Raw genomic sequence first — 24,887 nt, forward strand, 5'->3', positions numbered from 1 at the left:
GACACCGGCGGGCTCACATGAAGCTGATCTATCCTATCAGCGCAGGAAGCCGACGATGTCGTAAACGTCGTTCATCACTGCTTCGGCGCGGGCGCGGGCGCGCTCACCGCCATCCTTGAGGATTGCGTCGATATGCGAGGTATCTCCAAGCAGACGGCGCATTTCGTCACTGATCGGTGCCAGAACCTGAACGGCCAGATCGGCCAGTGCGGGTTTGAAAACGGAGAATTGCTGACCGCCGAATTCCTTCAGAACATCGGCTTTTGTTCTGTCTGCAAGAGCAGCATAGATGCCGATCAGATTGTCCGCTTCCGGACGTCCGGCCAGCCCTTCGACTTCCGACGGCAAACCGTCAGGATCCGTCTTTGCCTTGCGGATCTTCTTGAGAATTTCGTCGGCGTCATCCATCAGGTTGATGCGGGACAGGTCGGATGGATCGGACTTGGACATCTTTTTGGTGCCATCGCGTAAGCTCATGACGCGGGGGGCAGGACCGTCGATCAAAGGCTCGACCAGCGGGAAATAGCCATGGATCGGCTCTTCTCCGACCACCATGTCCACGCCCTGACCCGTGGTGCGGATGCGCTCCTGGAAGTCGATGTTGAACTTCTGTGCGATATCACGCGCCAGTTCCAGATGCTGCTTCTGGTCGTCTCCGACCGGCACATGGGTCGCGCGATAGACAAGAATATCAGCAGCCATCAGGCTCGGATAGGCAAGCAGGCCAAGTGAGGCGTTTTCGCGGTCCTTGCCGGCCTTGTCCTTGAACTGCGTCATGCGGTTCATCCAGCCAATACGGGCAACGCAATTGAAAATCCACGCCAGTTCCGCATGCTGCGGCACAGCCGACTGATTAAAGACGATATGCTTGACCGGATCGATGCCGGACGCGATGAAGGCGGCGGCAATGGAGCGGATCTGACCCTTCAGGTCTTCATGGACCAGTTGGGCGGTAATGGCATGCAGGTCCACGACGCAATAGATGCAATCATTGTTTTCCTGAAGCGCCACGAATTTACGGATCGCACCGAGATAATTGCCGAGATGCAGGTTGCCGGTGGGCTGAACACCGGAAAAAACGAGCGGCTTGAAGCTGTTCATATCGTCCTCGATAGGCTGGTGGAGGGCCACAGGCTTTCGGAAACGAGGCATCGGAAAGGGTGAAGTCTTTCCGCGCCGCGCCCCTGACGGCCAGGGTTTGCGCGGCGTTTCTAGTGCGTTTCGGGCAGGCCGATCAAGGGATTATTCGCCGCTGTGCTGGATCAGATCCTTCAAAACGCATTTCCACAGGCAGTCCACAGTCTAACTACTTTCCACGTCATAAATCCCTCAATGGTTAATGGATCTTAGCAATTAAGGCAGCGACTTCTCTAATTTGAGCAAATTTATCCTTATTGACGTCACTTTGAGAAACGAAATGCTCCGCACATTCTTTTGCGGCTGTCCGAGGGCCGCACAGTTACGGAGTTCAAATGCGTTTACTTCTATGTGTCGGGCTTAGCCTCGCCATCGCGGCCACATCCGCCATTGCCGGAGAGGCCTCCACAGAGAGCAACGGTGTCAAGAAGCGCCGCGCCAATCTATTCAAGCACGATTATAGTGCAGCCTATACAGTCCAGCGTGTCAGCGTACGCACCGCCTGTTTTCCGGAAAAGCTGGAAGCAATCCTTGCTCATATTGCGCAGCAGACGGGTCGCAAGCCCGTCGTCACGTCAGGCCATCGTCCCCGCGCCGGGGCCTCACAGCACAGCCATTGCCTCGCCGCCGACATCCGGGTTCCGGGTGTGTCTGATCGCAAAGTGGTGGCTGCGGCCAGCACAGCCCCCGGAATTGGCGGCATCGGGCGCTATTGCAATGGCATCATCCACGTCGATGTCGGGCCGAAGCGTCGCTGGGTCTATTGCTGATCGTCCGCAGTAGAAGCAGGCGCCCGCTTTCCACGCTTCAGATTTCGCCGGATCATGCCGAGATCAGCGCCGCCGATCAGGAAGGCGATGCCGAAATAGGTCACCATCGCCAGCCCGATCAGGCCGAAGAGTGCCGCGAGCTGATGCAGAAGTCCGCTTCCTGGTGTCAGCCAAGGCGCAGCATAGGGCATGGCATAGATCAATCCCGCGCTCATGAACGCGGTCGCAATCAGCAACATCAGCACTCGTCGCGCAAACGACCATTCCCAGGTTAGATCACCACGTTTCCACAGCGTGAAGAATAAGAGGCAGGTGTTGATCCAGCCGGCAGCAGCTTCCGCCGTCGCAATGCCCCTTTCCGCGATCAACGGGAACAAGCTTATGGCGAGCGCGGAGTTGACCACGACCGAGACGATGGTGAAACGCATCGGCGTCTTGGTATCTTCTCGTGCGTAAAAGCCTGGCTGCAGCGCCTTGATCATCACAAACCCCGGCAGGCCAAGACCGTAGATGGCGAGAATAGACGCAACGACAGCGGTATTGTCTGCGCTGAAGGCTCCACGCTCATAGAGAACGCGAATGATGGCTTCGGACAGGATCCAGATACCTGCAGCGGCGGGGAGCGTCAGAAACAGCACGAATTCCAGAGAGCGGTTCTGGATGTTCGATGCCTCCTTCATGTGCCCGCCCTTCAGGGCACGCGCGAGTTCCGGCAGAAGCACGACACCGACAGCCACGCCCACTACACCCAGCGGCAGCTGGTAGATGCGGTCGGCATATTGGAGCGCCGCGATAGCGCCTTCCTTGCCGGACGCAATGGCCTGGCCGATGATCTGGTTGATCTGGGTAATGCCGCCTGTCACCGCAGCCGGAACGGCCAAGACCAGCAAGCGCTTGACGTTCGGTGTCATTTTTGGTCGGCGCAAACCAATGCGGATGCCTGCATGGCGCACGCCGAAATAGACGATAGCGAGCTGAACGATCCCCGCCGCGAGCACGCTCCAGGACAGGTACCAGCCTGTCGTCAGCGGATCGGCGCCGGTCCACAGCGCATACAAGAGCGCGCTGATCATGATGACGTTCAGGAAGACCGGCGCAATGGCTGCCGCGAAGAAATGATGCAGCGAATTCAGCATACCGCTCATCATGGCCGTCAGCGACATGCACATGAGATAGGGGAACATGACGATCGCCATGCGCACGGTGATCGCCGTCTTTTCTGGATCATCGGCAAAACCGGGTGCTATGATCCAGCGCACCAGAAGCGGCATGGAAAGCTGCATGCCAATGGTGATGACGAGAAGCGCCGTGAAGAGGACCCCGAAGACTTCTTCCGAAAAGCGCTTGGCACCCTCGACGCCATTTGCCTCGATCTCCTTGGAGAACAGCGGCACGAAGGCGGCGTTGAATGCGCCTTCCGCGAACAAACGACGGAACAGGTTCGGAAAGCGGAAGGCCGCATAGAAGATGTCCGCCATCGGGCCTGTGCCAAGGGCCGCAGCCATCAGCGTCTCACGGGCAAAGCCGAACAGGCGGCTGCCGAGCGTTGCGCCGCCAACGGTCGCGAACTTCTTGACGAGGCTCATGCGTCAGCCCGCGTCTTGCGCGGCGGGTTGCCTGCACGCACCGCGACCGGATCCGGTGCAATAATGCCGGAAGGCATTCCGCGGCGAAGCTCGTCTTCCTGCTCGGTCAGAACCGTCTTCAGTCGTTGAACGATGGTGCCCTGCCGGTTTTCATTGGTGATTTTCGATCCCACGAGATCCGTCACATAGAAGGTATCGATGACCTTTTCGCCGAAGGTGGTGATGCGTGCCGAATGAATGTCGAGCGACAGATCCGCAAGCACAACGGTGATATCTGCGAGGAGACCTGTTCGATCCAGGCCTTCGACTTCGATCACCGTGAACTTGTTCGACAGTGTGTTCGAAATCGTCACTGACGGGTGAACGGTAAACGTCTTGTTCTTCTTCTTGGCCTTGGCCCGTGTTGCGATAACCTCTGGCAGGCGCTTCTTGCCGGACAGAACGTCCTCTATCATCCGGCAGACGCTTTTGGCACGGCGAAGTTCGTCCTCATCATCCGGGAATTCGCGGTTGATGAGAATCGTATCCAGGGCACGACCATCGGTTGTCGTGTAGATCTGCGCATCCGCAATGTTGGAGCCCGCCGCGGCGCAAGCACCTGCGATGATCGACAAGAGGCGTGGATGGTCGGGCGCCAGGACCGTAATCTCCGTAATGGCCCGGAAACTATCGGTGCGGACCATGGTTGCCAGCGCCTGCCCGCCCTTGTCCGCATCGCGGATGAACTGCGCATGCCGCAACTGGTCTTCAAGCGCAACGGACAGGAGGTAGGGCTGGTAATGGAGCTTGGAATAGGTCTTGCGGTCCTTCTGGCTCCACGAATCCAGTGCATTGGCCAGAGCTTCTTCGGCAGCCTTGGCGCGTTCCTTGCGGGAGACCTCGGAGAAGCCGCCGGACAGGAGGAGCTCCGTTTCGTAATACAGCGTGCGCAGCAACTGGCCTTTCCAGCCGTTCCACACACCCGGACCGACCGCGCGGATGTCACAGATCGTCAGGACCAGCAGCGCCTTCAGCCGGTCAAGCGATTGCACCTTGTCGGCAAAGTCCGTCACGGTCTTGCGATCATGGAGGTCGCGGGTCTGGGCTACCATGGACATCAGAAGATGCTGATCGATGAGCCAGGCAACCAATTCGACCTGCTTCGGCTTCAAGCCAAAACGTGGACCCAGTTTGCGAGCAACACGCGCACCGGCAATCGAATGATCTTCCTGCCGCCCCTTGGCGATGTCATGCAAAAGCACGGCTACATAAAGCGCCTCACGCTCCTCGATCGAGGGCATCAGCTTGTTGGCAAGCGGGTGCTCATCCGCAAAGCGACCCTTGTCGATATCGGAAAGGGCTTCGACAGCGCGGATCAGGTGCTCGTCCACTGTATAATGGTGATACATGCTGAACTGCATCATCGCGACGATCTTGCCGAATTCCGGGATGAAGCGCCCTAGAACACCAGCTTCGTTCATTCGCCTGAGCGTCAAAGCCGGTTCAAGCCGTGATGTGAGGATCGAGAGGAACAGCCGGTTGGCTTCGGCATCCTCACGCAATTTGTCGTCTATGAGATGCAGGCTGCGTGTAATCGCCTGAAGCGCGTCCGGATGATATTCAAGGCCATGGAGATCGGCCACATGAAACAGGCGGATGATGCTGACCGGATCCCGCTTGAAGACCTCGGGATCTGCCAGTGCGATGCGTCCACGATCTTCAACGAATTCCGAGCTTCCGGGGAGCCTGCGCACGCGACGGCGGAAACGCCCGATCACGCCCGTAATGCCGGGGGCAGGTTTTGCCTGCTCTTCCTCAAGCGCGGCGCAGAGGATGCGCGTCAGATCCCCCACATCCTTGGTGACAAGGAAGTAGTGCTTCATGAAGCGTTCGACGGCAGAGAGGTTTGGTCTGTTGTTATAACCAAGATTGGCGGCGATTTCGCGCTGGATATCGAAGGAAAGCCGCTCTTCTGCCTTTCCCGTTACGAAATGCATCTGGCAGCGTACGGCCCAGAGGAAATCTTCCGCCTTCTGAAAAAGATGCCATTCTCGGCGAGACAGGACACCAAGCTTCACAAGCTGGGCGGTATCCCGAACACGGTAATGATACTTGGTAATCCAGAAGAGGGTCTGGATATCGCGGAGTCCGCCCTTGCCTTCCTTGACGTTCGGTTCGACGAGATAGCGCGTATCGCCAGCCTTCTGGTGCCGCTGGTCGCGCTCGCCCAGCTTTGCCGCGATGAAGTCTTCGGCGCCGTGACTGACGATTTCGCTATCGAAGCGATGCTGCAGTTCATCCGACAGAAGCTTGCGGCCGCAGATGAACCGCATCTCCAGCACTGCGGTGCGGATCGTCATGTCCTGCTTGGACAATGCGATGCATTCATCGACGGTGCGGGTGGCGTGGCCTACCTTGAAACCGAGATCCCAAAGGACATAGAGCAGGAACTCGATCGCCTTTCGCATTTCGTCTGTATTCTTGGAAGGCAATAGGAAGAGCAGGTCGATATCAGACCCTGGCGCCAGCGTGCCTCGGCCATATCCGCCGACGGCAGTGACTGAAACCTGCGCCGCAGCCGCTGGATAAAACTTGGCGGTAACCGTTTCGAAGATGATGGCGATCAACTGATCCTGAACGTAGGAAATACGCTCTGCGCAGTTCAGGCCGCTGCCATCCTCTGCCAGAAGCTCCCTGGCCCGGTCACGGCTTTCATTGCTCGCCTTGCGAAAAATGGGTAGCAATGCTGCTCGCATTTCCAGGATCTTGTCGGCTCCCAGTTCCAGAACCGCTTCGCAGTCCTTTCTCAGTTGAGCCGCATCCAGAAGTCCGGAAAATTCTATCTCGTGTCGTGCCATGTTATCCCGCCGGGTGCCGCACCCTGCGCTACAGCCTCAATCGCATCGTGTCGATACCGGATTGAGACGTAACGCCTCATTGCGGCACAGTGGTGCCGCAGTGTTGCCAGAGCGTTTCAGTCCTGCGGATAGATTTCACATCCGGGCCGATTTTCCAATCCTTGGTTTCTCATGTCTTACTGATTGACGAAGTACGCAACCTCAAACGCCACTCGCTGGGGCTCATTCCCATTACGCGGCGAAACTCGCGATTGAAGTTAGACTTCGTCGCGAAACCGGCATCGAGCATGATCGTCGTCAAAGGCTGATCTGTTTCTTCCAGCAGACGGCACACTTCGCGTATACGGCGGTTGTTGACGAATTGCGACACGTTGAGACCCGTTGCACGATTGATTGCTGCGGAGACATCCCGCGCGGGTGCACCCACCCGGCGCGCCAGCTTGGCAAGGCTCAAATTCTCCCGCCGGTAGAGATCCTTGGTATCCAGAGCCTCCTGGATACGGATCAGAAGAGCTTGATCGTCAGCGGAAGGCACCGTCTGTTCGGCTTCCGCTGCGGGCGGTTCACGTCCGAAGATCTGGGGCGCGAATCCGTAGATGGCGACCGTAACCAGCACGGCAATGTTCATGGCCGTTACGACCGTCGGCACTGCTTCGTTTCCGTAAACAAAAGTGAAGGCCGCAAGGCCTGCATCCGTCAGGCCGAAGAACAGCAACAACACAGCACAGAGCCGCGCCGCCCGAAGTGCAGGCAGCATTCGAGGCAGAGGCGTTTCTGCGACCGCATCCGGATGATCATACGTGAAGCGATGAAGCAGAACGCCGTAGGCGATGAATGTCGCCATCAGCAGCAGGTCAGTCAGGAACGGGAAGAAGGCGACCGCCATTGCGACTGCCAGAAAGGGCAGAACGTGCAGCCACGGCTTTTCCGAACGGATCGCCGCCAGCGAACGGAAAGCAAGGTAAGCGAGCGGCGGCATGGCAGCTGCGGTGGCTGGCTGAACCAGATGCAGCCACTCTACTCCGTAACCGAAACGAAGGCCGATAATGATGCCTTGCAAGGCATAGGCGATCAGGAAGACCGTGAAATATCGCTTTGAACCCGGTGTCTCGACGCCTTTAAGATTCCGATACAGCGTGAGTGCAAAGACCAATCCAACGATGAATGGCAGTGGAATGGAAAGCACGGCAACGTCTCGGCAATCTCTTTGAACCGGGGTGGCCTTATCATGAATTGCGAACCGCCGTCACGACACCTGCGTCATGCTCCCAACTGTTTTCGCAGCGCATAAAGCGCATCCAGCGCCTCGCGCGGTGTCATCTCATCCGGGTTGATAGCCTTCAGCGCTTCTTCCACCTTTGAGGGACCGCGCTTTTCCTGCTCCTTGCGCACCGCCACCTGAAACAGCGGCAAATCATCGATCAACTGGCTTGCCGGGTTCTTGCGATCGGCATCCTCAAGCTTGTTAAGCACATCACGGGCACGGGCAACCACCGCATCGGGCAGGCCGGCCAGTTTCGCCACTTGAATACCATAGGATCGATCCGCCGCTCCCGGGCCCACCTCGTGCAGGAAGATGACATCGCCATCCCACTCCTTCACCTTCATGGTAGCATTGGACAAGCGGTTCAGCTTTTCCGAGAGCACCGTCAACTCATGGAAATGCGTCGCAAACAGGCCGCGGCAGCGGTTTGCCTCATGTAGATGTTCCACCGCTGCCCAGGCGATGGAGAGACCATCGAACGTGGCCGTACCGCGCCCGATCTCATCGAGAATAACCAGCGAACGATCGGTTGCCTGATTGAGGATGGCAGCCGTTTCCACCATTTCCACCATGAAGGTGGAGCGTCCGCGAGCCAGATCGTCAGACGCGCCGACGCGAGAGAACAGCCTGTCCACGACACCGATCTGAGCCTTGGTGGCGGGAACGAAGGAACCCATCTGCGCGAGAATGGCGATGACAGCGTTCTGGCGCAGGAAGGTCGATTTGCCGCCCATGTTCGGTCCGGTAAGCAACCAGAGCGCACCGAAGCCGCCCGCCTTCTGCGGCGAAAGATTGCAATCATTGGCGATGAACGATCCGGACGACTGACGGCGCAAAGCCTGTTCCACAACCGGATGACGCCCGCCTTCGATGCAGAACTGACGGGAAGCATCGACCTCCGGCCTGCAATAATTCCATTCCTCGGCCAGCAGCCCAAGAGCTGCCGCGACATCGATCACCGAGAGTGCGCGGGCACCTGCCTTGATGACTTCGGCGTGGGCAAGCACCATACCCGTCAGGCGGTCGAAGGCTTCCAGCTCTATGGTCAGCGCCCGATCGGCCGCATTGGCGATGCGGCTTTCCAGATCGGCCAATTCCGTTGTGGTAAACCGCATGGCATTGGCCATGGTCTGGCGATGAATGAAACGAGCCTTGGCTTCCGGCGTATCGGTCATCGGTCCGGCATTGCCCGCCGTGACTTCAATGAAATAGCCAAGCACATTGTTGTGCTTGATCTTCAGCGACTTGATGCCGGTTTCTTCCGCGTAATGTAGTTGCAGCCCCGCAATGACGCGACGCGACTGGTCGCGCAGCGCCCTCACCTCATCCAGCTCACCATGCGCACCGTCGCGCACAAACCCGCCGTCGCGCTTCAGAAGAGGCAGGTCGTCGCCAAGAACACGATCCATTTCGTCCTCGACGAAGCGAGGAAGTGCTGAAAGATCCTTCAATGCAGCAGACAGCTCTTCGGGCAACAATGCTCGCCCGAGAAAATCTGCGACCTGACGGGCCGCTGCCAGCCCTTGCCGGATAGCACCCAGATCTCGTGGCCCGCCACGATCCAGCGCAAGGCGGGACAGGGCACGCGGCATATCCGGAACATGCTTGAGCGAGGTGCGAAGATCGCCACAGAGAGATGGCTCACCGATCAAAAAAGCGACGCTATCGAGGCGCCGGTTGATCTCGTCCGGGTCGGTCAGCGGCGACATCAAACGCTCCGCCAGAAGCCGCGCACCGCCGCCGGTCACCGTGCGGTCTATGGCTTTCAGAAGCGAACCGTCGCGGTCTCCTGCCAAGGTGCGGGTGAGCTCCAGATTGGCGCGCGTGGCTGGATCGATGAACAGTGTGGACGCGCCACTTTCCCGCTCCGGCGGGTTGAGCGGCGGACGCTCCGCGATCTGTGTCTTCTCCACATAGGCCACAGCGGCGGCAGCAGCAGCGAGTTCAGCCCGCGAAAATGCGCCGAAACCATCCAGTGTGCCGACACCGAAATAGCGCGTAATGCGCCCTTCTGCAGTGGCGCTATCAAAGAGAACAGCTGGTTGAGGCACGGCGACCCGGCCTAACACATCAAATGTTGGCTTCAGTTCCTCATCGTGGAATACGCTATCGGCGATAATCAGTTCCCGCGGTTCGATGCGCAAAATGTCTGCCAGAAGCCTGAGCTGCGTCGTTTCCGCCAATCGGAATACGCCGGTGGAGATATCGATCCAGGCAAGCGCCAGTTGCGGCTCAGAACCGCCCTTGATGCGGGCAAGCGCCATCAGATAATTGGATTCAGAAGGAGAAAGCAGCTTGTCCTCGGTCAAAGTACCGGGAGTGACCAGACGCACCACATCACGCTTGACGACAGACTTCGAGCCTCGCTTTTTTGCCTCTGCCGGGTCTTCCACCTGCTCGCAGACAGCGACACGAAATCCAAGCGAGATCAGCTTCTGCAGGTAATCGTCTGCTGCATGGATGGGCACGCCACACATGGGGATATCCTGCCCCAGATGCTGGCCGCGCTTCGTCAGGGTAATTCCAAGCGCGCGGGATGCCTCGACCGCGTCTTCGAAAAACAGCTCGTAGAAATCGCCCATGCGGTAAAACAGCAGCGAATCCGGGTTGTTCGCCTTGATCTCGATATACTGTTCCATCATCGGCGTTGCCGAAGCACGGCTCTCGGGCGAGGCCAGTTCCGCTGTGTTCAACACGTCTGAGGTAAAGCTAAGCAAGATCATCCAGCCATTTTTTGTTGCGCAGGCTAATCCGTAACTCTATCGATTATGACCCCGGGAACACAATATCGCGCATCCGAAACAGAACGGATGCCCACAGGATGCTGGAGGAAACATGGCGCCCAAGGAAAATCATCCCAAGAATGGTGGGAAACGCTCTCGCCCGAGCGTGACCGAAAAGGAAGCGCTTGATTTTCACTCGGAAGGGCGCCCTGGCAAACTCGAGATCGTTCCGACAAAGCCGATGGCAACGCAGCGCGATCTGTCGCTCGCCTACTCACCGGGGGTGGCGGTTCCGGTCAAGGCCATCGCTGCCGATCCGGCAGCGGCCTACGACTACACCACGCGCGGCAACATGGTGGCCGTGATCTCCAACGGCACGGCAATCCTCGGCCTTGGCAATCTGGGTGCATTGGCCTCGAAGCCGGTGATGGAGGGCAAATCCGTTCTCTTCAAGCGCTTCGCCGATGTCGATTCTATCGACCTGGAAGTCGACACGGAAAATGTCGATGAGTTCATCAACTGCGTTCGCTATCTCGGCCCCTCGTTCGGCGGCATCAATCTTGAGGATATCAAGGCGCCGGAATGCTTTATCATCGAGAGCCGACTGCGCGAGCTCATGGATATTCCGGTTTTCCACGACGATCAGCACGGCACGGCCATCATCGCCGCCGCGGGCCTGATCAACGCGCTGGAACTGACGGGGCGCGACCTGAAGACCACAAAGCTTGTCTGCAACGGCGCGGGTGCAGCGGCAATCGCCTGCATCGAACTCATCAAGTCCATGGGCTTCAATCCGGAGAACATCATTCTCTGCGATACCAAGGGCGTGATCTATCAGGGTCGCACCGAAGGCATGAACCAATGGAAGAGCGCACATGCGGTGAAAACCGACCGGCGCACGCTGGAAGAAGCCATGAAAGGCGCAGACGTCGTATTCGGTCTGTCCCAGAAGGGTGCCTTCACCGAAGAAATGATCCGTTCCATGGCGGAGCGGCCCATTATCTTCGCCATGGCAAACCCGGATCCGGAGATCACGCCGGAAGAGGTGGCCCGTATTCGCGATGACGCCATCATGGCGACAGGTCGATCGGATTATCCGAACCAGGTCAACAACGTCCTCGGCTTCCCTTACATTTTCCGCGGAGCGCTGGATGTTCGCGCGCGCCAGATCAACGATGCGATGAAGATCGCGGCGGCGGAAGCGCTTGCAAGCCTAGCCCGCGAAGACGTGCCGGACGATGTGGCTGCGGCCTATCAGGGCATTCGTCCGCGCTTCGGGCCACAATACATCATTCCGGTTCCCTTCGATCCACGCCTCATCTCGGCCATTCCGGTAGCTGTTGCCAAGGCTGCAATCGAGAGCGGTGCCGCACGGCGGGTGATCGGGGATCTCGATGCCTATGGCCGCGAGCTTTCAGCCCGCCGCGACCCGATTGCCGCAACGACCCAGAACATCTACGCGCAGGTGCGTCGTAGCCCCAAACGGGTTGTCTTCGCAGAAGCGGAAGAAGAACAGGTCATGCGTGCTGCCGTCTCCTTCATCAATCAGGGCCTTGGCACCGCAATTCTGCTGGGCCGCGACGATGTGATCCGCTCGACGGCGGAGCGGGCCGGCATTGAGCTTGACCGACCGGGGATCGAAATCGTCAACGCTCGTATCTCCAACCGCGTGGAAGCCTATATCGATTACCTTTACGCCCGACTTCAGCGCGAAGGCTATCTACAGCGTGATGTTCAGCGCCTGATCCACAACGACCGCAACCACTTCGCAGCCTGCATGGTGGCGCTCGGTGATGCAGATGCCATGGTGACGGGAACGACGCGAAACTACGCGACGGCGCTTTCCGATATTCGGCGCTGCATCGATCCGAAGCCGGGTCATAAGGTGATTGGCGTATCGATCGTGGTTTCGCGCGGGCGAACAGTGTTCGTGGCCGACACCGCTGTTCACGACATGCCAAGCGCGCAGGATCTTGCGGATGTTGCCTGCGAGGCAGCACGTCTGGCACGCCGCATGGGTTACGAGCCACGTATTGCGATGCTTGCCTATTCCACCTTCGGACAACCAAGGGGAGAAAGATCCGAACGCGTGCGTGAGGCAGTTGCAATTCTCGATCAGCGGCGTGTCAATTTCGAATATGATGGCGAAATGGCTGCGGATGTTGCACTGAACGCGGCCCGCATGGAGCAATATCCGTTCAACCGGCTATCCGGCACCGCCAACGTTCTGGTCATGCCCGCCATTCATTCGGCATCCATATCCACACGCATGCTGGAAGAACTGGGCGGCTCGACGCTGATTGGTCCGCTGCTGGTCGGCCTCGATAAATCGGTGCAGATCACATCCATGGGGGCGAAGGATGCCGATATCGTCAACATGGCAGCCATCGCGGCTTATAACGCGGGAAGCTGAACGGATAAACCCGGCGGAGTTGATCCCGCCGGGCTTTTTTTCCTCAAATATAGAGAGTTCATCCACCAAAGCGGCCAGCGTCAGCACCATAGTAATTGATGTAGCGGCCGGAGATCGATTCGATCGGCAGTACGATCAGTACATCCGTCGTGTTGAAGGCTTTGTCGACAACAGCGCCATTGCCGACCATGGCACCCAATCTCAGATAGCCCTTGATCAATGGCGGCATGGACATCAGCGCATGCTTGGCGTTGATTGCTTCCTGCGGCATCAAATCCATGGTGTTGAACAGTTCTTCAAGGGCGGACACTGCCCACTCGCCTTTGGCGCCCACAGAATGATGCAGAAATGAAAGGGCCAATGCATGGCTTTCCGGGCTGGTACCAGGGAAGGATGCGCAGCCGAACATCGCATGGATGCCGTGTCGCAGAGCGTAGGCCCAATTGCCCTGCCAGAGAAGTTCCACTGTACGCTTGGTGCGGTAATGCGGCAAAACGCAAGAGCGACCGAGCTCCATGAACTTCTTGGTCGGGTGACGTGCGAGAAGCGGGGCGATGTCATATTCGCTCGCAGAATAAAAGCCCCCATTGGCGAGGGCGACCTCCTGCCGCAGAAGACGATAGGTACCAACGATCTGTTCCTCCGGCTCGCCGGTCAGGGCCGTATCAACGACGAGAAGATGATCACAAAAATCATCGTAGACATCGAAGTCACGCTTGCGCTTCATCGCCTCAGGCGCAAGCGTCGCGCCCATTTCTTCGACAAAAACCCTGTAGCGGATAGATTGTGCCGCCTGGATTTCCTGAGAATTCCGCGCAAGCCGTGTTTCCATACTGCCAATGCGGCCAAACACATCGGCAGGCAACAGAGATGTTGCAGGCTTCATAACCGTTGCAGATGCGACTTCACGATTGAGCAGATCGATACTCATATTTCCTGTTCCAGCAGCTGGCGCCAATCCCTAATTTCCATAAAGCACCCTTCTGCGACAGGAAAGTGACATGGCCGTGGATCGCAACGCCCGGCAACGAGCAGTGACAGGGGGCCTGATCAGGCAGGTTTACGCCCGGCACTCTGGAGTACCGAATCAATTTCCGCCAGAAGCTGCCGTGGATCGATGGGCTTTTGAAGAATGCATTTGGCGCCGCTGGCCAGAACGCGCTCACGGATTTGCGGATCCGTTTCACCCGACAGGACCAGCACGGGAGCATGCTCGCCGGGCGCTCCGGCGCGCTCACCAAGCAAGGGCAGAACATCGGCAAGATCCCCGCCCGGCATATGCAAATCGGAAATGATGAGGTCGGTGTGCCTGTCCGCAAGAGCGGCCTGATGCAGACCCTCCAGATCTGTGACCTGGTGAACGATGCAGCCCGCCTTGCGTAGGATGGCACCTACCATCATGGCGGACACCGGGTCATCCTCCGCAAGCAGCACGGATAGTCCGATTTCCGAACGCGTGCTTTCCGCAGATGGAACCACTTCGGCACTCATCCGTCCAGCCATACCGCCGAGACGACCGCGAAGAACATCCACCAGCGACTGTTCCCGCAACGGGCGGATAAGCCAGGCATCATAAGCATCCCAACGCTGACTGCTGCGTTCCTCCGGGCTGACGAGAAGGATACGACGGATTCTTTGGGCAACGGGGCCGAGAAGGTCGACACCCAGCACGCGATGATCAACAATCATGTCGGTGAAGGCGAGGTTCTTACTCGTCAGATTGGCAATTGTCCATTCCGCTTCTTCGGCGGATGCTGCATGTCGGCATCGACCGCCAAGGGTCTCAATAGTCGAAATGATTGCCTGAGCTGCCGGACCGTCCGGTGCCAAAAGCAGCACGTGCGATGATCGGAGCAACAACATCCGATCATTACCACCGGCATTCATGTCCGCTGATATGGCAGGCAGCTCGATCGTGAAGGTCGTACCGACACCCTCTTCACTCTCGACCGAAAGCTTTCCTCCGAATTCACGCAGGATGCGCGATGAGATCGACAGGCCGAGACCGGTGCCGCCGCTTCGCTCGGCGGCCGTTCCCACCTGCCCGAATTCCTCGAAAATTCTCTCCCGTGCTTCGGCAGACATGCCGGGGCCGGTGTCTGCAACGGTGATCACCATTGCACGTCCATTCAGACGGACACAGACGAGAACACCGCCGACCTTCGTGAATTTGACCGCGTTGCCGATGACATTGAATAGAACCTGACGCAGACGAGCCGGATCGAAATCCATGAGGTTCGGCACATCGAAAGCGACGGTGGCACCCAGTTCGATACCTTTTTGATGAGCGCGCGGCGCAAGCATTTCCACCACGCTTTCCAAAAGCTGTCGAATATTTTCAGCTCGGCTGTTCAAGCGAAAACGACCGGCCTCTATCGTGGAAAAGTCGAGAAGATCGTCAACCAGTTGAGCAAGGGCAGAACCGGCCTGGGAGATGCCAACGATATAGTTTCTCTGTTCCGGAGTGAGCCCTGTCTGTTGGAGCAGGTGGCTCATACCGAGAATACCATTCAAGGGCGTCCGCAATTCGTGAACAACGGTCGCCAGTTGCCGACTTTTCGCACGGCTTGCTTCTTCCGCATGAAGACGCGCCTCTTCGCGGGCATGTTCAAGGCGGCGATCCTCTGTCACATCGCGCGCGGTTCCGAACACAAGATAATCCCCGCTTATGGAATCGCGTACAACCACATCCTGCCAGCTCAAAACGCGTGCTTCGTGCTGTATGGACATCTCGATATCGCGTGGCGACGCTAGAGGCTGCTCGGACAGTGGCAAGCCCAGATCTTCAAGCGTACGACCTTCCGGCGATTCGGTACCGATAATCTTCTGAAACGTCCTGTTCACAGCAAGTACCACACCGTCGATGCTGCGAACCACTGCCAGCGAAGACAGAATGTCCTGGCTTTCGAGAAAGGCGCGTGGACCGGCATCCACGATTTCCTGATCGGCCTGTTGCGCTGCCTTCGACAACAGGCCACCCTCCCCAGCCGGCTTTACCCTGCTGAAGGTAGATCGCAGTCTCTCATGAAGGTCGGCGAGGTTGCGCATTGATGGCACCTTATCACGCGATTACTTCCGATAGATTTACGACTCCAAGGATAAAACCGCTCAGTTCGTTTTTTTGCGGCTTTGCAAAAGCTCATCCAGGATCACGCAACCTGCCCCTATTGTAATGAAGCTGTCGGCGAGATTAAAGACCGCAAATGACCATGTCTCGGTATAGAACAGAATATAATCGACGACATGTCCGTAAATGAAACGGTCCAGAATGTTGCCGATTGCTCCCGCGATGATCAACGCAAAACCGGTATGGGCGAAAAATCGGTCGTTCGGCGTTCGCCTCCAAAGCCAGATCACGAAAGCGACGATGCAAAGCCGCATGGTGACAATGAACCAGCCGTCCAGATGATCCAGCATCGAAAACGCCACACCCAGATTATAGGTGCGATAAAGGGCAAGATAGGGAATGACATGCACGGCCTGCTGCAAAGGCAGATAGGCTTCGACGGCGATCTTTATGATCTGGTCGGCCAGGACTGCGAGAATGATGAAGGCAAAGATCGGTGCCGGACGCGAGAACAGGGTCGGCTTCAGGTCCGCTAGGGTCATCGTGCCTCCAGGCTCAAAAAGGTTCGGCGCGCTTCGTACAGCATGACCGCTGTCGCAACTGCAAGATTGAGACTATCCGCTCGTCCGGCCTGGGGAATGCGTGCCAACCGGTCAGCTGCCTTTGCTAACTGTTCCGGAAGACCGCTCTGCTCGTTCCCCATCAACAGAATTGTCGGCTTTTTCGCATAATCTATGGTGCGGTAGTCGACAGAGCCTGCCAGGTGAGTGGCCACGATCTGACCATCTGACTGATTTGCCCAGCCCACAAATTCGTCCGCATTTGCACGATAGACTGGCATAGCAAAGACAGACCCCATCGTGGCGCGGACCGTTTCCAGCGAGAATGGATCCGTACAGTCACCGACCAGGATTACGCCAGATGCACCGGCCGCGTCGGCGGTTCGAATGATGGTCCCCAAATTGCCAGGATCGCGGACACGATCGAGAGCAACAAAGGTCTGCCCTTTTTCAAGCGAAAGATGACCAAGGTTTCTCCACTGCTGCTCGAAGACGCCAACGACCATTTGCGGATTGTCACGCCGCGTTATGCTGGAGAGGACCTTCTCGCTGACCTCCAGCACCAGACCGCCCCTCGCGACAGTCCTCGCTGCGACCTGCTCAACCAGCGGCTTTCCCTTCGCAGCCTTCGCGTAAACGAGGGTGCGGATTTCCCATCCCAGCTCGACCGCATCGATGATCAGCTTGAGGCCTTCTGCCAAAAAGGTTCCGCTTTCCTCGCGTTCCTTCTTGGAGGTCAGTCCCTTGATATCCTTGACGATCGGGTTGGTCAGGCTTGTGACTTCCTTGACCTGACCGACACGTTGCGCGCCGGGCTTACGATATTCATAACTCATTGACGCACCCACCGGCTAAACAAGGACGTGGACAAGACCCGGGCCGGTTCTCGTCCATTAAGACCCGCCTCGCGAATGACAAGCTCGCCTGATTCCACCGCGCCGCCTGCGCCGCGCATCGTTTCGCGCATCAATTCATGGATGGAATAGAAACTGGCGCGGATCGAATAGGCCGTCAGCACAAGTCCTATTGCTTTCGGCGACAGGATTTCGCGGCAGACATCCAGCATCAGCGGCAGTTGCTCGAACAGGTGAAAGACCTCGCCATTGGGACCACGGCCGAATTTCGGTGGGTCGGCAAGGATTATGTCATACTGATTGCCCCGCCGCTCCTCACGAAGAATAAACTTCATGGCATCCTCACAGATCCAGCGGATCGGCGCACGTTCCAGCCGGGCAAGTGCCTGGTTTTCCCGCGCCCAGCCGATTGCCTTCTTCGAAGCATCGACATGCGTGACTTCGGCACCCGCAGCAGCGGCAACCAGAGATGCAACGCCGGTATAGCCAAAAAGATTCAAGACCTTGATAGGGCGATCCGTCTTTTCCGCTTGCTCCTTGACCCAGGACCAGTGAACGATCTGTTCCGGAAAAACCCCGACGTGGCGAAATGACGTGAAGCGACCGAGAAAATCGACATCCAGGAGAGACATAGGCCATGTTTCACCAAGGGCCGCCTTTGGAAACCGCCAACGTCCCATACCGTCTTCGTCGGTATCCCCGGTAAAGATGGCGTCGACATTCTCCCACACGCTCTCGGGAAGACCAGGCTGCCAAAGCGCCTGCGCTTCCGGTCGAACGATCCGGTAAGGGCCATATTGTTCCAGCTTGAGGCCAGCGCCACTATCGATCAGGTAAAAATCCCCCGCCCCGGTCGATTCCAGAATGACTGGCACGCGCTCGCGGGGCAATTCGCCTTTGCGTGTGATGAGCCGACGTGTCTCCGCAACCGGGGTCGTAACGCTCTCGGGTTTCACATTTCCCCGGGGAGGATTACGCTGCGGGTGATCCGATCTCGCTGAATTCGATGCCAGCGACCCCACGGCTCCAGGCTTACCGCCCTGGCTTCGTTTTTGCCCACGATCTTGCGTATTTTTCTGCGCGGACCGATCCGGCCGCTGCGGTTTCTTGTTCAAGAGACGTCTTCCGCTGTAATCGAATTGTTTAAACTGCAAATAGCATCGGCATTGCTCTTGGCAAAGCGCTTTCCCTTCTGCGACGAAGCACGCTAATATGGGTTCGTAGAATGCTGGCTTGGGAGGGTCGCATGGAGATCAGTGGAGAAGAACGTATAGCCGCACCGCGTGCCGTCGTGTGGGCTGCCCTCAACAATCCGGATATTCTCCGCCAGTGTATTCCCGGCTGCCAAACCCTGGAACAAAAATCACCAACCGAACTTGCTGCCACCGTGAAACTCAAGATCGGTCCTGTCTCCGCAAGCTTCAACGGCGAAGTTACGCTGTCGGACATAAACGCACCGGAGAGCTATCGCATTTCCGGCGAGGGTAAAGGTGGAATCGCCGGGTTTGCCAAAGGCCATGCCGATGTTGTGCTGGAAGAAGATGGCGCGGACACTATCCTGCGCTACAAGGCAGATGCACAGGTCGGCGGCAAGCTTGCACAACTGGGATCGCGCCTGATCGGGTCGACATCCCAGAAACTTGCACAGCAATTCTTTGCAGACTTCAACGCGGTGTTGACGACACCGGCGGAAACCAGTCTGTAACTGCTCACATCCTGGAGCCAGGCAAAGTAACGGCGTTTGTTGCGGCTTTTACAGGCGCAGAAACGGCCTGCTTTTCTCTAGCGATGGCTGCTCGCGCCTCCAGCCGAGCCTGCTTGCGGTACTTGCCTTGTGCAAACCATGTACCGACAGCGCCGATTAGCATGCCCACCAGCAAAGCCAGAAAAAGCATGAGGAAGAGTGGACCGGTAACAGAGAGCACGGTATCGGAAGGCTGGAACGGATTGAGCGCCAGCCTTACTGGCTCGCGATTGGCGACGCAGAGCACAATCAGCATGATGGCCAGCGGCACAAAAATCACGAGGCTGACGATCTTGCGGACTCGGTTCATGACATGCTCCCGATAACGTGCCTGGACTCAGGGCTGCTGCCTGATGACGTGAATTCACACCCTGCTCAAGCAGGGTTGAGACGGCTCGAACTGCACCGGCTCTTCAAGACCAGAGATTAGTGTTCAAAAGGTTGGTTTCAAGACAGACCAACCCCGACAAGGGCAGCTCAGTCTTCGTCTTCTTCGTCCACCAGATCGGGATTCAGGCGTTCGCGCAGCTCTTTACCAGTCTTGAAAAACGGCACCCATTTTTCTTCGACGAAAACCGTATCGCCGGTGCGAGGGTTGCGTCCGGAGCGAGCCGGACGATTCTTGACGGAGAAGGCACCGAAGCCGCGAAGCTCCACTCGGTTCCCCGCGGCAAGGGCGTCGGTGATTTCATCCAAAACGGCATTGACGATATTCTCGACATCACGGTGGTAGAGATGCGGATTACGGGCCGCAACAATCTGCACCAGTTCGGATTTAATCACGACTTCCCCCTGGAATATTCTGAATTTTCAATCCTTACCAACCTGCCAAACGGAAACAAGACCGTCAAGGAACAACTTGGATCCGAGCAGGCTGTGGGCTTTTGATAGATCCGGGTCGAAGCCCAGGGCTGCGGCGATATAGGGCACAAAAGCACCGAACCCCAGATAACCGGTTTCCCTGCGCTCTTTCCATTCGATGATCGGCAGATCCTTCGAGACGCCGCGCGTGGCAAGGTAGGCACGAATTTCCGGCGTGCCGCCAAGCGTATCGACGAGCTTTACGTTCAAGGCCTGCCGCCCTGTGAAGATGGCACCGTTGGCGAGCTTGAGAACTTCCTCCCTTGGAAGCTTGCGTCGGTCTGCCACCAGATCCACGAACCAGTCATAGCTATCCATGATCATGCTTCTGATCATCGCCTTTGCCTCCTCCGGCGGAGCGTGGAATGGCGATGGTTCAGCCTTCATGGGAGCAGACTTGATCTCTTCCAGAGACACGCCGAGCTTTTCGAGAAGATTCTGGATCTGCGGATACTGGAAGATGACGCCGATCGAACCGGTGATGGAGCTCTCGCCCGCGACGATGGTATCGCCTGCGGACGCGATCATGTAGCCCGCCGAGGCGGCCAGGGTACGAACGTCGGAAACCACCGGCTTTTCGGCCGCAACGGCACGAATGGCCTTGAAGATCCGTTCGCCGCCGAAAGTGGTTCCGCCAGGTGACGAGATTGACACAACCAGGGCCTTGACCTGAGCGTTCTTGCGGATCGTGTCGAGCCTTTCGATCAGTTCGTCGTCATCGGTGATCATACCGGCGATCTCGACCCGCGCCACATGCGGCCGTGCCGATCCCTCTCCGCCGACAACGCTGTAGAGCGAGAAACCGATGGCTACCAGCAGCAAAGCCGCAGCGATCCGCCAGAAAGTAAGCTTGCGTCGAAGTTGACGACGGTCCGCGATCGCCGACTGATCCATTAGAAATCCCTTCATTAAGGCGTCTGTAGATGACTTATTTGCCATCATTGCCGGAATAAGATTCTTCAATACACGAATTTGTGTCGAACGTTATTGTTTCTTGATGGATAAAAGCCATATTGGGAGACCATGTGGTGGGTCCGAATAGCGCGTCCGAGTACGGCCTTCGACCGACACGGCATCAAAAGGTTTCCATGCTGCAAAAGCTTGCATCAAATCATGAAGCTCCCCGCAACAATGGAGCGGCCACTGGCACCTACCAGGCTGCCTTGGTGCATTCACGTCGCGTGAAGCGGCTGCGTATCCTGCTTCCGGTTGCTGCGCTGGCGATTTCCGCCCTCTTTATCGGCATCACTTTTATCCGGTCCTACCTGCCGGAAAATCTCACCGTTCAGAGCGCGCGCATCGAAAACGGCAAGATCGTCATGGAAAGCCCCGCGATCGCTGGTCGTAACGAAAGAGGCATCAGCTATTCGTTGACCGCAACCAGAGCGCTTCAGGATGTAACTGATCCGAACATGCTGTCACTAGAGAATGTGAAGGCGGCAATGCCGATGAGCGGCGACGTTATCGCGCGTGTCGTTGCAACCGCTGGCGTATTCGATCGCTCGGCCGATCGGATGAACATGACGGCTCCCTTCGAGGTGAACCTCAGCAACGGCATCACTGCGAATTTCCAATCGGCACGGCTGGATATTCCCGGCGGCTTCATGGAATCGACCGACCCGGTCAATATCAAAACAAACGACGCCGCCATTGTTGCGAAGTCGATGAAGATATCGGATAACGGCAAGACAATCACGTTCACGGGGCAAGTTCAGGTCAACCTGACGGGCTCCGCTCTCAAACAACAAGACAACCAGAGCCCGGCCCAATGACACCTTGCCGTTCAACTTCTCTTCGTCTTATCTCCTGGCTGATCGCTGGCATCGCGCTTGCAAGCCTGACCGGTACAGCTTCAGCGCAGTCCACCTCCAAGCAGATGGACGGCATGAAGCTGTCTAATGACAAGCCGATCCAGATCCAGAGTGATCAGCTTGAAATCAAGGATAATGAGAAGAAGGCCTACTTCACCGGTAATGTTGAAGTGGTGCAGGGCACGACAACGATGAAGGCGATGAAAATGGTCGTCCTGTACAAGGGTGATCCTGCTGGGGGCTCTTCGGGCGGCTCGGGCGCCGCATCCGGCAAGCAGGATATCGACAAGATCTTTATCGACGGCAAGGTCGTGCTGAACTCCGGTCAGCAGACGGCAACCGGCGATCAGGGCGAGTACGACATGGCTTCACAAATGCTGACCCTTACGGGCAAGCAGGTTGTGCTGACGGATGGCCCGAACGTGTTGACCGGGTGCAAGCTCGTGGTGCGCGTCGATTCCGGTGAGGCCAAGCTCGATAACTGCGGCAAGAGGATCCAAATTCTTCTGGATCCTAAATCCAAGCCGCAACAGTAAGGCGCTCCCCTACTCCATGTCTTTCTTTTCCCGCTCCAAAGCGCCTGCGCCCGAGGGTTTCGACCCGAAGGACAAGGTTCGCTATGAAGGCACGCTGATCGCGCATAGCCTATCGAAGACCTATGACACGCGACGTGTTGTAAACGGCGTTTCGCTGATTGTGCGGCGTGGCGAGGCAGTCGGGCTTCTCGGTCCAAACGGCGCGGGCAAGACGACCTGCTTCTACATGATCACCGGACTTGTTGGCGTCGATGAGGGCATGATCGCCATCAATGGCAATGATGTCACCCGCATGCCAATGTATCGCCGGGCTCGTTTGGGCGTTGGCTACCTGCCTCAGGAGGCATCGATTTTTCGCGGACTGACGGTCGAGGAAAACATCCGTGCCGTGCTTGAAGTGCACGAACGCGACCGGCAGAAGCGCGAGCGCAAACTCGATGAATTGCTGGAAGAATTTCATATCAGCCGATTGCGGAAGGCCCCGGCTGTGGCCCTCTCGGGCGGCGAGAGACGACGCCTTGAAATCGCCCGCGCGTTGGCAACAGATCCGGCCTTCATGCTGCTGGACGAACCATTTGCGGGCGTCGATCCGATCTCGGTGTCCGACATCCAAAACCTCGTTCGCCACTTGACGGCCAGGGGCATCGGCGTTTTGATCACAGATCATAATGTCCGTGAGACCTTGGGCCTCATCGACCGGGCCTACATTATCCATGCCGGTGAAGTTTTGACGCATGGACGGGCGGACGATATCGTCAATAATGCTGATGTTCGGCGCCTTTATCTTGGCGACAAATTCCATCTCTGACAGCAAGCTGGCGAGAATCTTTACCTCAAGCCTCGTCCATGCTTGACCAAACCTCCTAAAAAAGCAATTTTTGGGCCAGTTGGTCTCACCATCTCCCAATTTCCATACCATTGGGCGATCCGAGAGGTTTTTTAGGGAGTTCAGCGTCCGTTATGGCTTTATCTACCAGCCTGTTGCTGCGCCAAGCTCAAACTCTGGTCATGACACCGCAACTGATGCAGTCCATCCAGCTGCTTCAGATGACACACCTCGAACTCAACCATTTCATTGCGCAGGAAGTCGAAAAGAACCCTCTGCTCGAATTCTCTCCATCTGATGGAGAAGCAAGCAATGACAGTTTCGAGAGTTTCGAGGCACCAGAGACGAATGCCAACGAAGATAGCGGACACTCAGCCTCCGGCGATGGGGATGCGGACTGGTTCGATTCCGGTTCGAACGATCATGGACAGCTCAACGAGCGCCTAGACGCGAATTTCGAGAATGTTTTTCCTGATGATGTAGCCGAGCGTCGGCCGGATGCACCTGAACTGATGGGTCAATGGAAGTCCATGCCCGGCGGTGAGGCTGGCGAGGGATATGATCTGGAGGATTTTGTTGCGAGCACTGTTTCCCTGCGAGACTATCTCTCCCAGCAAATCCCCTTTCTGCTGCATCAGGAAAGAGACCGGCTCATCGCGCAGCACCTGACAGACCTTCTCGATGAGAATGGCTATCTGCAGGGCGATACGTCAGAGGTCGCGGAACGCCTTGGTACGACGCCAGCGCAGGTCGATGCCATTCTGAAGTCCTTGCAATCCCTCGATCCACCGGGAGTTTATGCACGCTCGCTCACCGAATGTCTCTCCATCCAGCTGACCCAGAAGGATCGCCTGGATCCGGCCATGCAGGCACTTCTGGGAAATCTCGAACTTTTGGCCAAGCGCGATTTCGCGTCGCTGCGGCGCATCTGCGGGGTGGATGACGAGGATCTCATCGACATGCTGGCAGAGATCCGCGCGCTCAACCCGCGTCCGGGCAGCAGCTTCGAAAATGGCGGCTACGAGGCTATCCTCCCTGACGTGGTGGTGCGTGCCGGGACTGACGGAAGCTGGCTTGTCGAGCTGAACCCAGACACCTTGCCGAGGGTGCTCGTCAACCAGACCTATTTTCAGTCGATTTCCAAGAAGGCGTCCAGACCGGGCGAAGACGCGAATTTCCTCTCTGAGTGCCTGCAAAATGCAAACTGGTTGACACGTAGCCTGGACCAGCGCGCCAAGACGATCATGAAAGTGGCCTCCGAAATCGTCCGTCAGCAGGACGCATTCTTGCTCCACGGGGTCGATCATCTTCGTCCGCTGAACCTGAAGACCGTGGCCGAAGCCATCAAAATGCACGAGTCAACGGTCAGCCGGGTCACATCGAATAAGTACATGCTGACCCCGCGCGGGCTTTTCGAGCTCAAATATTTTTTCACAGTTTCCATCAACTCAGCTGAAGGTGGAGACAATCACTCCGCGGAAGCCGTGCGTCATCGCATTCGCCAGATGATCGCGCAGGAGGCTCCCGAAGCGGTCCTCTCCGATGACGATATCGTCGCCATCCTGAAGAAATCAGGGGTCGAGCTGGCACGAAGAACCGTTGCCAAATATCGGGAATCCATGAACATTCCGAGCTCCGTCCAACGACGGCGCGAGAAGCGGACTCTTGCCAGGATTGCCGCCTGTTGAGCTTAAGACTAAAGCTGACTCAGATGATCAGGAACCGGCGAATCACTTTTTGGCTGCCGAATCACGCCAAAGATAAACCTAGGCTTTAAAATATTATGCGCATATACCACCGTTGACTTTCCCGAAATCGACCGTTAGAAGCGCGCCGCACAATGAGAAAGGACGGCGGAAGCCGCATTTAACGGTCGGTCAGGCCTATCGTTATCAAAT

The 24,887-nt window shown here is 57.3% G+C and carries 20 protein-coding genes; 7 read left to right on the forward strand and 13 right to left on the reverse strand.

Annotation, left to right across the window (positions count from 1 at the left end; genetic code table 11):
• Nucleotides 1–36 precede the first annotated feature (36 nt).
• Nucleotides 37–1,101 (reverse strand): tryptophan--tRNA ligase, encoded by a 1,065-nt coding sequence (gene trpS, locus MUU53_RS08680; protein WP_247260553.1) that lies wholly within the window; start codon nucleotides 1,099–1,101, stop codon nucleotides 37–39.
• A 371-nt stretch (nucleotides 1,102–1,472) separates the two neighbouring features.
• Between trpS and MUU53_RS08685 the strand changes: the two genes are divergently transcribed.
• Complete coding sequence (locus MUU53_RS08685) at nucleotides 1,473–1,907, forward strand: YcbK family protein (RefSeq protein ID WP_062555195.1); 435 nt, start codon at nucleotides 1,473–1,475, stop codon at nucleotides 1,905–1,907.
• Here the strand turns inward: MUU53_RS08685 and murJ are convergent.
• The 4 genes from murJ to mutS all read right to left on the reverse strand — a co-directional run bounded on the left by murJ (nucleotide 1,898) and on the right by mutS (nucleotide 10,236).
• Nucleotides 1,898–3,493 (reverse strand): murein biosynthesis integral membrane protein MurJ, encoded by a 1,596-nt coding sequence (gene murJ, locus MUU53_RS08690; protein ID WP_247260554.1) that lies wholly within the window; start codon nucleotides 3,491–3,493, stop codon nucleotides 1,898–1,900. The genes MUU53_RS08685 and murJ overlap by 10 nt on opposite strands.
• On the reverse strand, nucleotides 3,490–6,330 hold the full coding sequence (locus MUU53_RS08695; protein WP_247260555.1) for a [protein-PII] uridylyltransferase: 2,841 nt from the start codon (nucleotides 6,328–6,330) through the stop codon (nucleotides 3,490–3,492). The genes murJ and MUU53_RS08695 overlap by 4 nt, the downstream gene beginning before the upstream one ends.
• A gap of 169 nt (nucleotides 6,331–6,499) precedes the next feature.
• Entirely contained in the window at nucleotides 6,500–7,516 is a 1,017-nt protein-coding gene (locus MUU53_RS23295) for a helix-turn-helix domain-containing protein (protein WP_247260556.1), read from the reverse strand.
• 74 nt (nucleotides 7,517–7,590) lie between these two features.
• Entirely contained in the window at nucleotides 7,591–10,236 is a 2,646-nt protein-coding gene (gene mutS, locus MUU53_RS08705; RefSeq protein ID WP_247260626.1) for a DNA mismatch repair protein MutS, read from the reverse strand.
• A gap of 193 nt (nucleotides 10,237–10,429) precedes the next feature.
• On the opposite strand from mutS, the gene MUU53_RS08710 reads away from it, so the two are divergent.
• A complete protein-coding gene (locus MUU53_RS08710) occupies nucleotides 10,430–12,730 on the forward strand; it encodes an NADP-dependent malic enzyme (protein WP_247260557.1) in 2,301 nt (766 codons plus the stop codon).
• 58 nt (nucleotides 12,731–12,788) lie between these two features.
• On the opposite strand, the gene olsB is transcribed toward MUU53_RS08710, so the two are convergent.
• The 5 genes from olsB to MUU53_RS08735 form a co-directional block, all read right to left on the reverse strand.
• Complete coding sequence (gene olsB, locus MUU53_RS08715) at nucleotides 12,789–13,661, reverse strand: l-ornithine N(alpha)-acyltransferase (protein WP_247260558.1); 873 nt, start codon at nucleotides 13,659–13,661, stop codon at nucleotides 12,789–12,791.
• A 119-nt stretch (nucleotides 13,662–13,780) separates the two neighbouring features.
• Complete coding sequence (locus MUU53_RS08720; RefSeq protein WP_247260559.1) at nucleotides 13,781–15,700, reverse strand: hybrid sensor histidine kinase/response regulator; 1,920 nt, start codon at nucleotides 15,698–15,700, stop codon at nucleotides 13,781–13,783.
• 138 nt (nucleotides 15,701–15,838) lie between these two features.
• Nucleotides 15,839–16,339 carry a signal peptidase II gene (gene lspA / locus MUU53_RS08725; RefSeq protein ID WP_247260560.1) on the reverse strand — a complete coding sequence of 167 codons (501 nt, stop codon included), beginning with the start codon at nucleotides 16,337–16,339 and terminating at the stop codon, nucleotides 15,839–15,841.
• Entirely contained in the window at nucleotides 16,336–17,193 is an 858-nt protein-coding gene (locus MUU53_RS08730; RefSeq protein WP_247260561.1) for a TrmH family RNA methyltransferase, read from the reverse strand. Before MUU53_RS08730 ends, lspA begins: the two co-directional genes overlap by 4 nt.
• Entirely contained in the window at nucleotides 17,190–18,326 is a 1,137-nt protein-coding gene (locus MUU53_RS08735; RefSeq protein WP_377307134.1) for a class I SAM-dependent methyltransferase, read from the reverse strand. The genes MUU53_RS08730 and MUU53_RS08735 overlap by 4 nt, the downstream gene beginning before the upstream one ends.
• A 131-nt stretch (nucleotides 18,327–18,457) precedes the next feature.
• Between MUU53_RS08735 and MUU53_RS08740 the strand changes: the two genes are divergently transcribed.
• Nucleotides 18,458–18,916 (forward strand): SRPBCC family protein, encoded by a 459-nt coding sequence (locus MUU53_RS08740; RefSeq protein ID WP_247260562.1) that lies wholly within the window; start codon nucleotides 18,458–18,460, stop codon nucleotides 18,914–18,916.
• A 4-nt stretch (nucleotides 18,917–18,920) separates the two neighbouring features.
• Here MUU53_RS08740 and MUU53_RS08745 read toward each other — a convergent pair whose 3' ends face one another.
• The 3 genes from MUU53_RS08745 to sppA all read right to left on the reverse strand — a co-directional run bounded on the left by MUU53_RS08745 (nucleotide 18,921) and on the right by sppA (nucleotide 20,710).
• Nucleotides 18,921–19,265 (reverse strand): YhcB family protein, encoded by a 345-nt coding sequence (locus MUU53_RS08745; protein ID WP_247260563.1) that lies wholly within the window; start codon nucleotides 19,263–19,265, stop codon nucleotides 18,921–18,923.
• Nucleotides 19,266–19,432: 167 nt separating this feature from the next.
• Complete coding sequence (locus tag MUU53_RS08750) at nucleotides 19,433–19,738, reverse strand: integration host factor subunit beta (RefSeq protein ID WP_062555182.1); 306 nt, start codon at nucleotides 19,736–19,738, stop codon at nucleotides 19,433–19,435.
• A gap of 27 nt (nucleotides 19,739–19,765) precedes the next feature.
• Nucleotides 19,766–20,710, reverse strand: a complete 945-nt coding sequence (gene sppA / locus MUU53_RS08755; RefSeq protein ID WP_247260564.1) for a signal peptide peptidase SppA — start codon at nucleotides 20,708–20,710, stop codon at nucleotides 19,766–19,768.
• A gap of 194 nt (nucleotides 20,711–20,904) precedes the next feature.
• On the opposite strand from sppA, the gene lptC reads away from it, so the two are divergent.
• The 4 genes from lptC to rpoN all read left to right on the forward strand — a co-directional run bounded on the left by lptC (nucleotide 20,905) and on the right by rpoN (nucleotide 24,677).
• Entirely contained in the window at nucleotides 20,905–21,588 is a 684-nt protein-coding gene (gene lptC / locus MUU53_RS08760; protein ID WP_281435054.1) for an LPS export ABC transporter periplasmic protein LptC, read from the forward strand.
• A complete protein-coding gene (locus tag MUU53_RS08765) occupies nucleotides 21,585–22,163 on the forward strand; it encodes an LptA/OstA family protein (protein WP_247260566.1) in 579 nt (192 codons plus the stop codon). Before lptC ends, MUU53_RS08765 begins: the two co-directional genes overlap by 4 nt.
• A gap of 16 nt (nucleotides 22,164–22,179) precedes the next feature.
• Nucleotides 22,180–22,971: an LPS export ABC transporter ATP-binding protein gene (gene lptB, locus MUU53_RS08770; RefSeq protein WP_247260567.1), complete on the forward strand. Its 792-nt coding sequence runs from the start codon at nucleotides 22,180–22,182 to the stop codon at nucleotides 22,969–22,971.
• Between the two features lie 152 nt (nucleotides 22,972–23,123).
• Nucleotides 23,124–24,677, forward strand: a complete 1,554-nt coding sequence (gene rpoN, locus MUU53_RS08775; protein ID WP_247260568.1) for an RNA polymerase factor sigma-54 — start codon at nucleotides 23,124–23,126, stop codon at nucleotides 24,675–24,677.
• Nucleotides 24,678–24,887: the final 210 nt, after the last annotated feature.

The sequence above is a fragment of the Affinirhizobium lemnae genome, from assembly GCF_022968395.1.
Classification (GTDB): Bacteria; Pseudomonadota; Alphaproteobacteria; order Rhizobiales; family Rhizobiaceae; genus Neorhizobium; species Neorhizobium lemnae.

Excerpts from the sequence above, each read along its gene's own strand:
- trpS (WP_247260553.1), bottom strand. The coding sequence starts at position 1,101 with ATGAACAGCTTCAAGCCGCTCGTTTTTTCCGGTGTTCAGCCCACCGGC.
- MUU53_RS08685 (WP_062555195.1), top strand. The coding sequence starts at position 1,473 with ATGCGTTTACTTCTATGTGTCGGGCTTAGCCTCGCCATCGCGGCCACA.
- murJ (WP_247260554.1), bottom strand. The coding sequence starts at position 3,493 with ATGAGCCTCGTCAAGAAGTTCGCGACCGTTGGCGGCGCAACGCTCGGC.
- MUU53_RS08695 (WP_247260555.1), bottom strand. The coding sequence starts at position 6,330 with ATGGCACGACACGAGATAGAATTTTCCGGACTTCTGGATGCGGCTCAA.
- mutS (WP_247260626.1), bottom strand. The coding sequence starts at position 10,236 with ATGATGGAACAGTATATCGAGATCAAGGCGAACAACCCGGATTCGCTG.
- MUU53_RS08710 (WP_247260557.1), top strand. The coding sequence starts at position 10,430 with ATGGCGCCCAAGGAAAATCATCCCAAGAATGGTGGGAAACGCTCTCGC.
- olsB (WP_247260558.1), bottom strand. The coding sequence starts at position 13,661 with ATGAGTATCGATCTGCTCAATCGTGAAGTCGCATCTGCAACGGTTATG.
- lspA (WP_247260560.1), bottom strand. The coding sequence starts at position 16,339 with ATGACCCTAGCGGACCTGAAGCCGACCCTGTTCTCGCGTCCGGCACCG.
- MUU53_RS08730 (WP_247260561.1), bottom strand. The coding sequence starts at position 17,193 with ATGAGTTATGAATATCGTAAGCCCGGCGCGCAACGTGTCGGTCAGGTC.
- MUU53_RS08740 (WP_247260562.1), top strand. The coding sequence starts at position 18,458 with ATGGAGATCAGTGGAGAAGAACGTATAGCCGCACCGCGTGCCGTCGTG.
- MUU53_RS08745 (WP_247260563.1), bottom strand. The coding sequence starts at position 19,265 with ATGAACCGAGTCCGCAAGATCGTCAGCCTCGTGATTTTTGTGCCGCTG.
- sppA (WP_247260564.1), bottom strand. The coding sequence starts at position 20,710 with ATGGATCAGTCGGCGATCGCGGACCGTCGTCAACTTCGACGCAAGCTT.
- lptC (WP_281435054.1), top strand. The coding sequence starts at position 20,905 with ATGCTGCAAAAGCTTGCATCAAATCATGAAGCTCCCCGCAACAATGGA.
- MUU53_RS08765 (WP_247260566.1), top strand. The coding sequence starts at position 21,585 with ATGACACCTTGCCGTTCAACTTCTCTTCGTCTTATCTCCTGGCTGATC.
- lptB (WP_247260567.1), top strand. The coding sequence starts at position 22,180 with ATGTCTTTCTTTTCCCGCTCCAAAGCGCCTGCGCCCGAGGGTTTCGAC.
- rpoN (WP_247260568.1), top strand. The coding sequence starts at position 23,124 with ATGGCTTTATCTACCAGCCTGTTGCTGCGCCAAGCTCAAACTCTGGTC.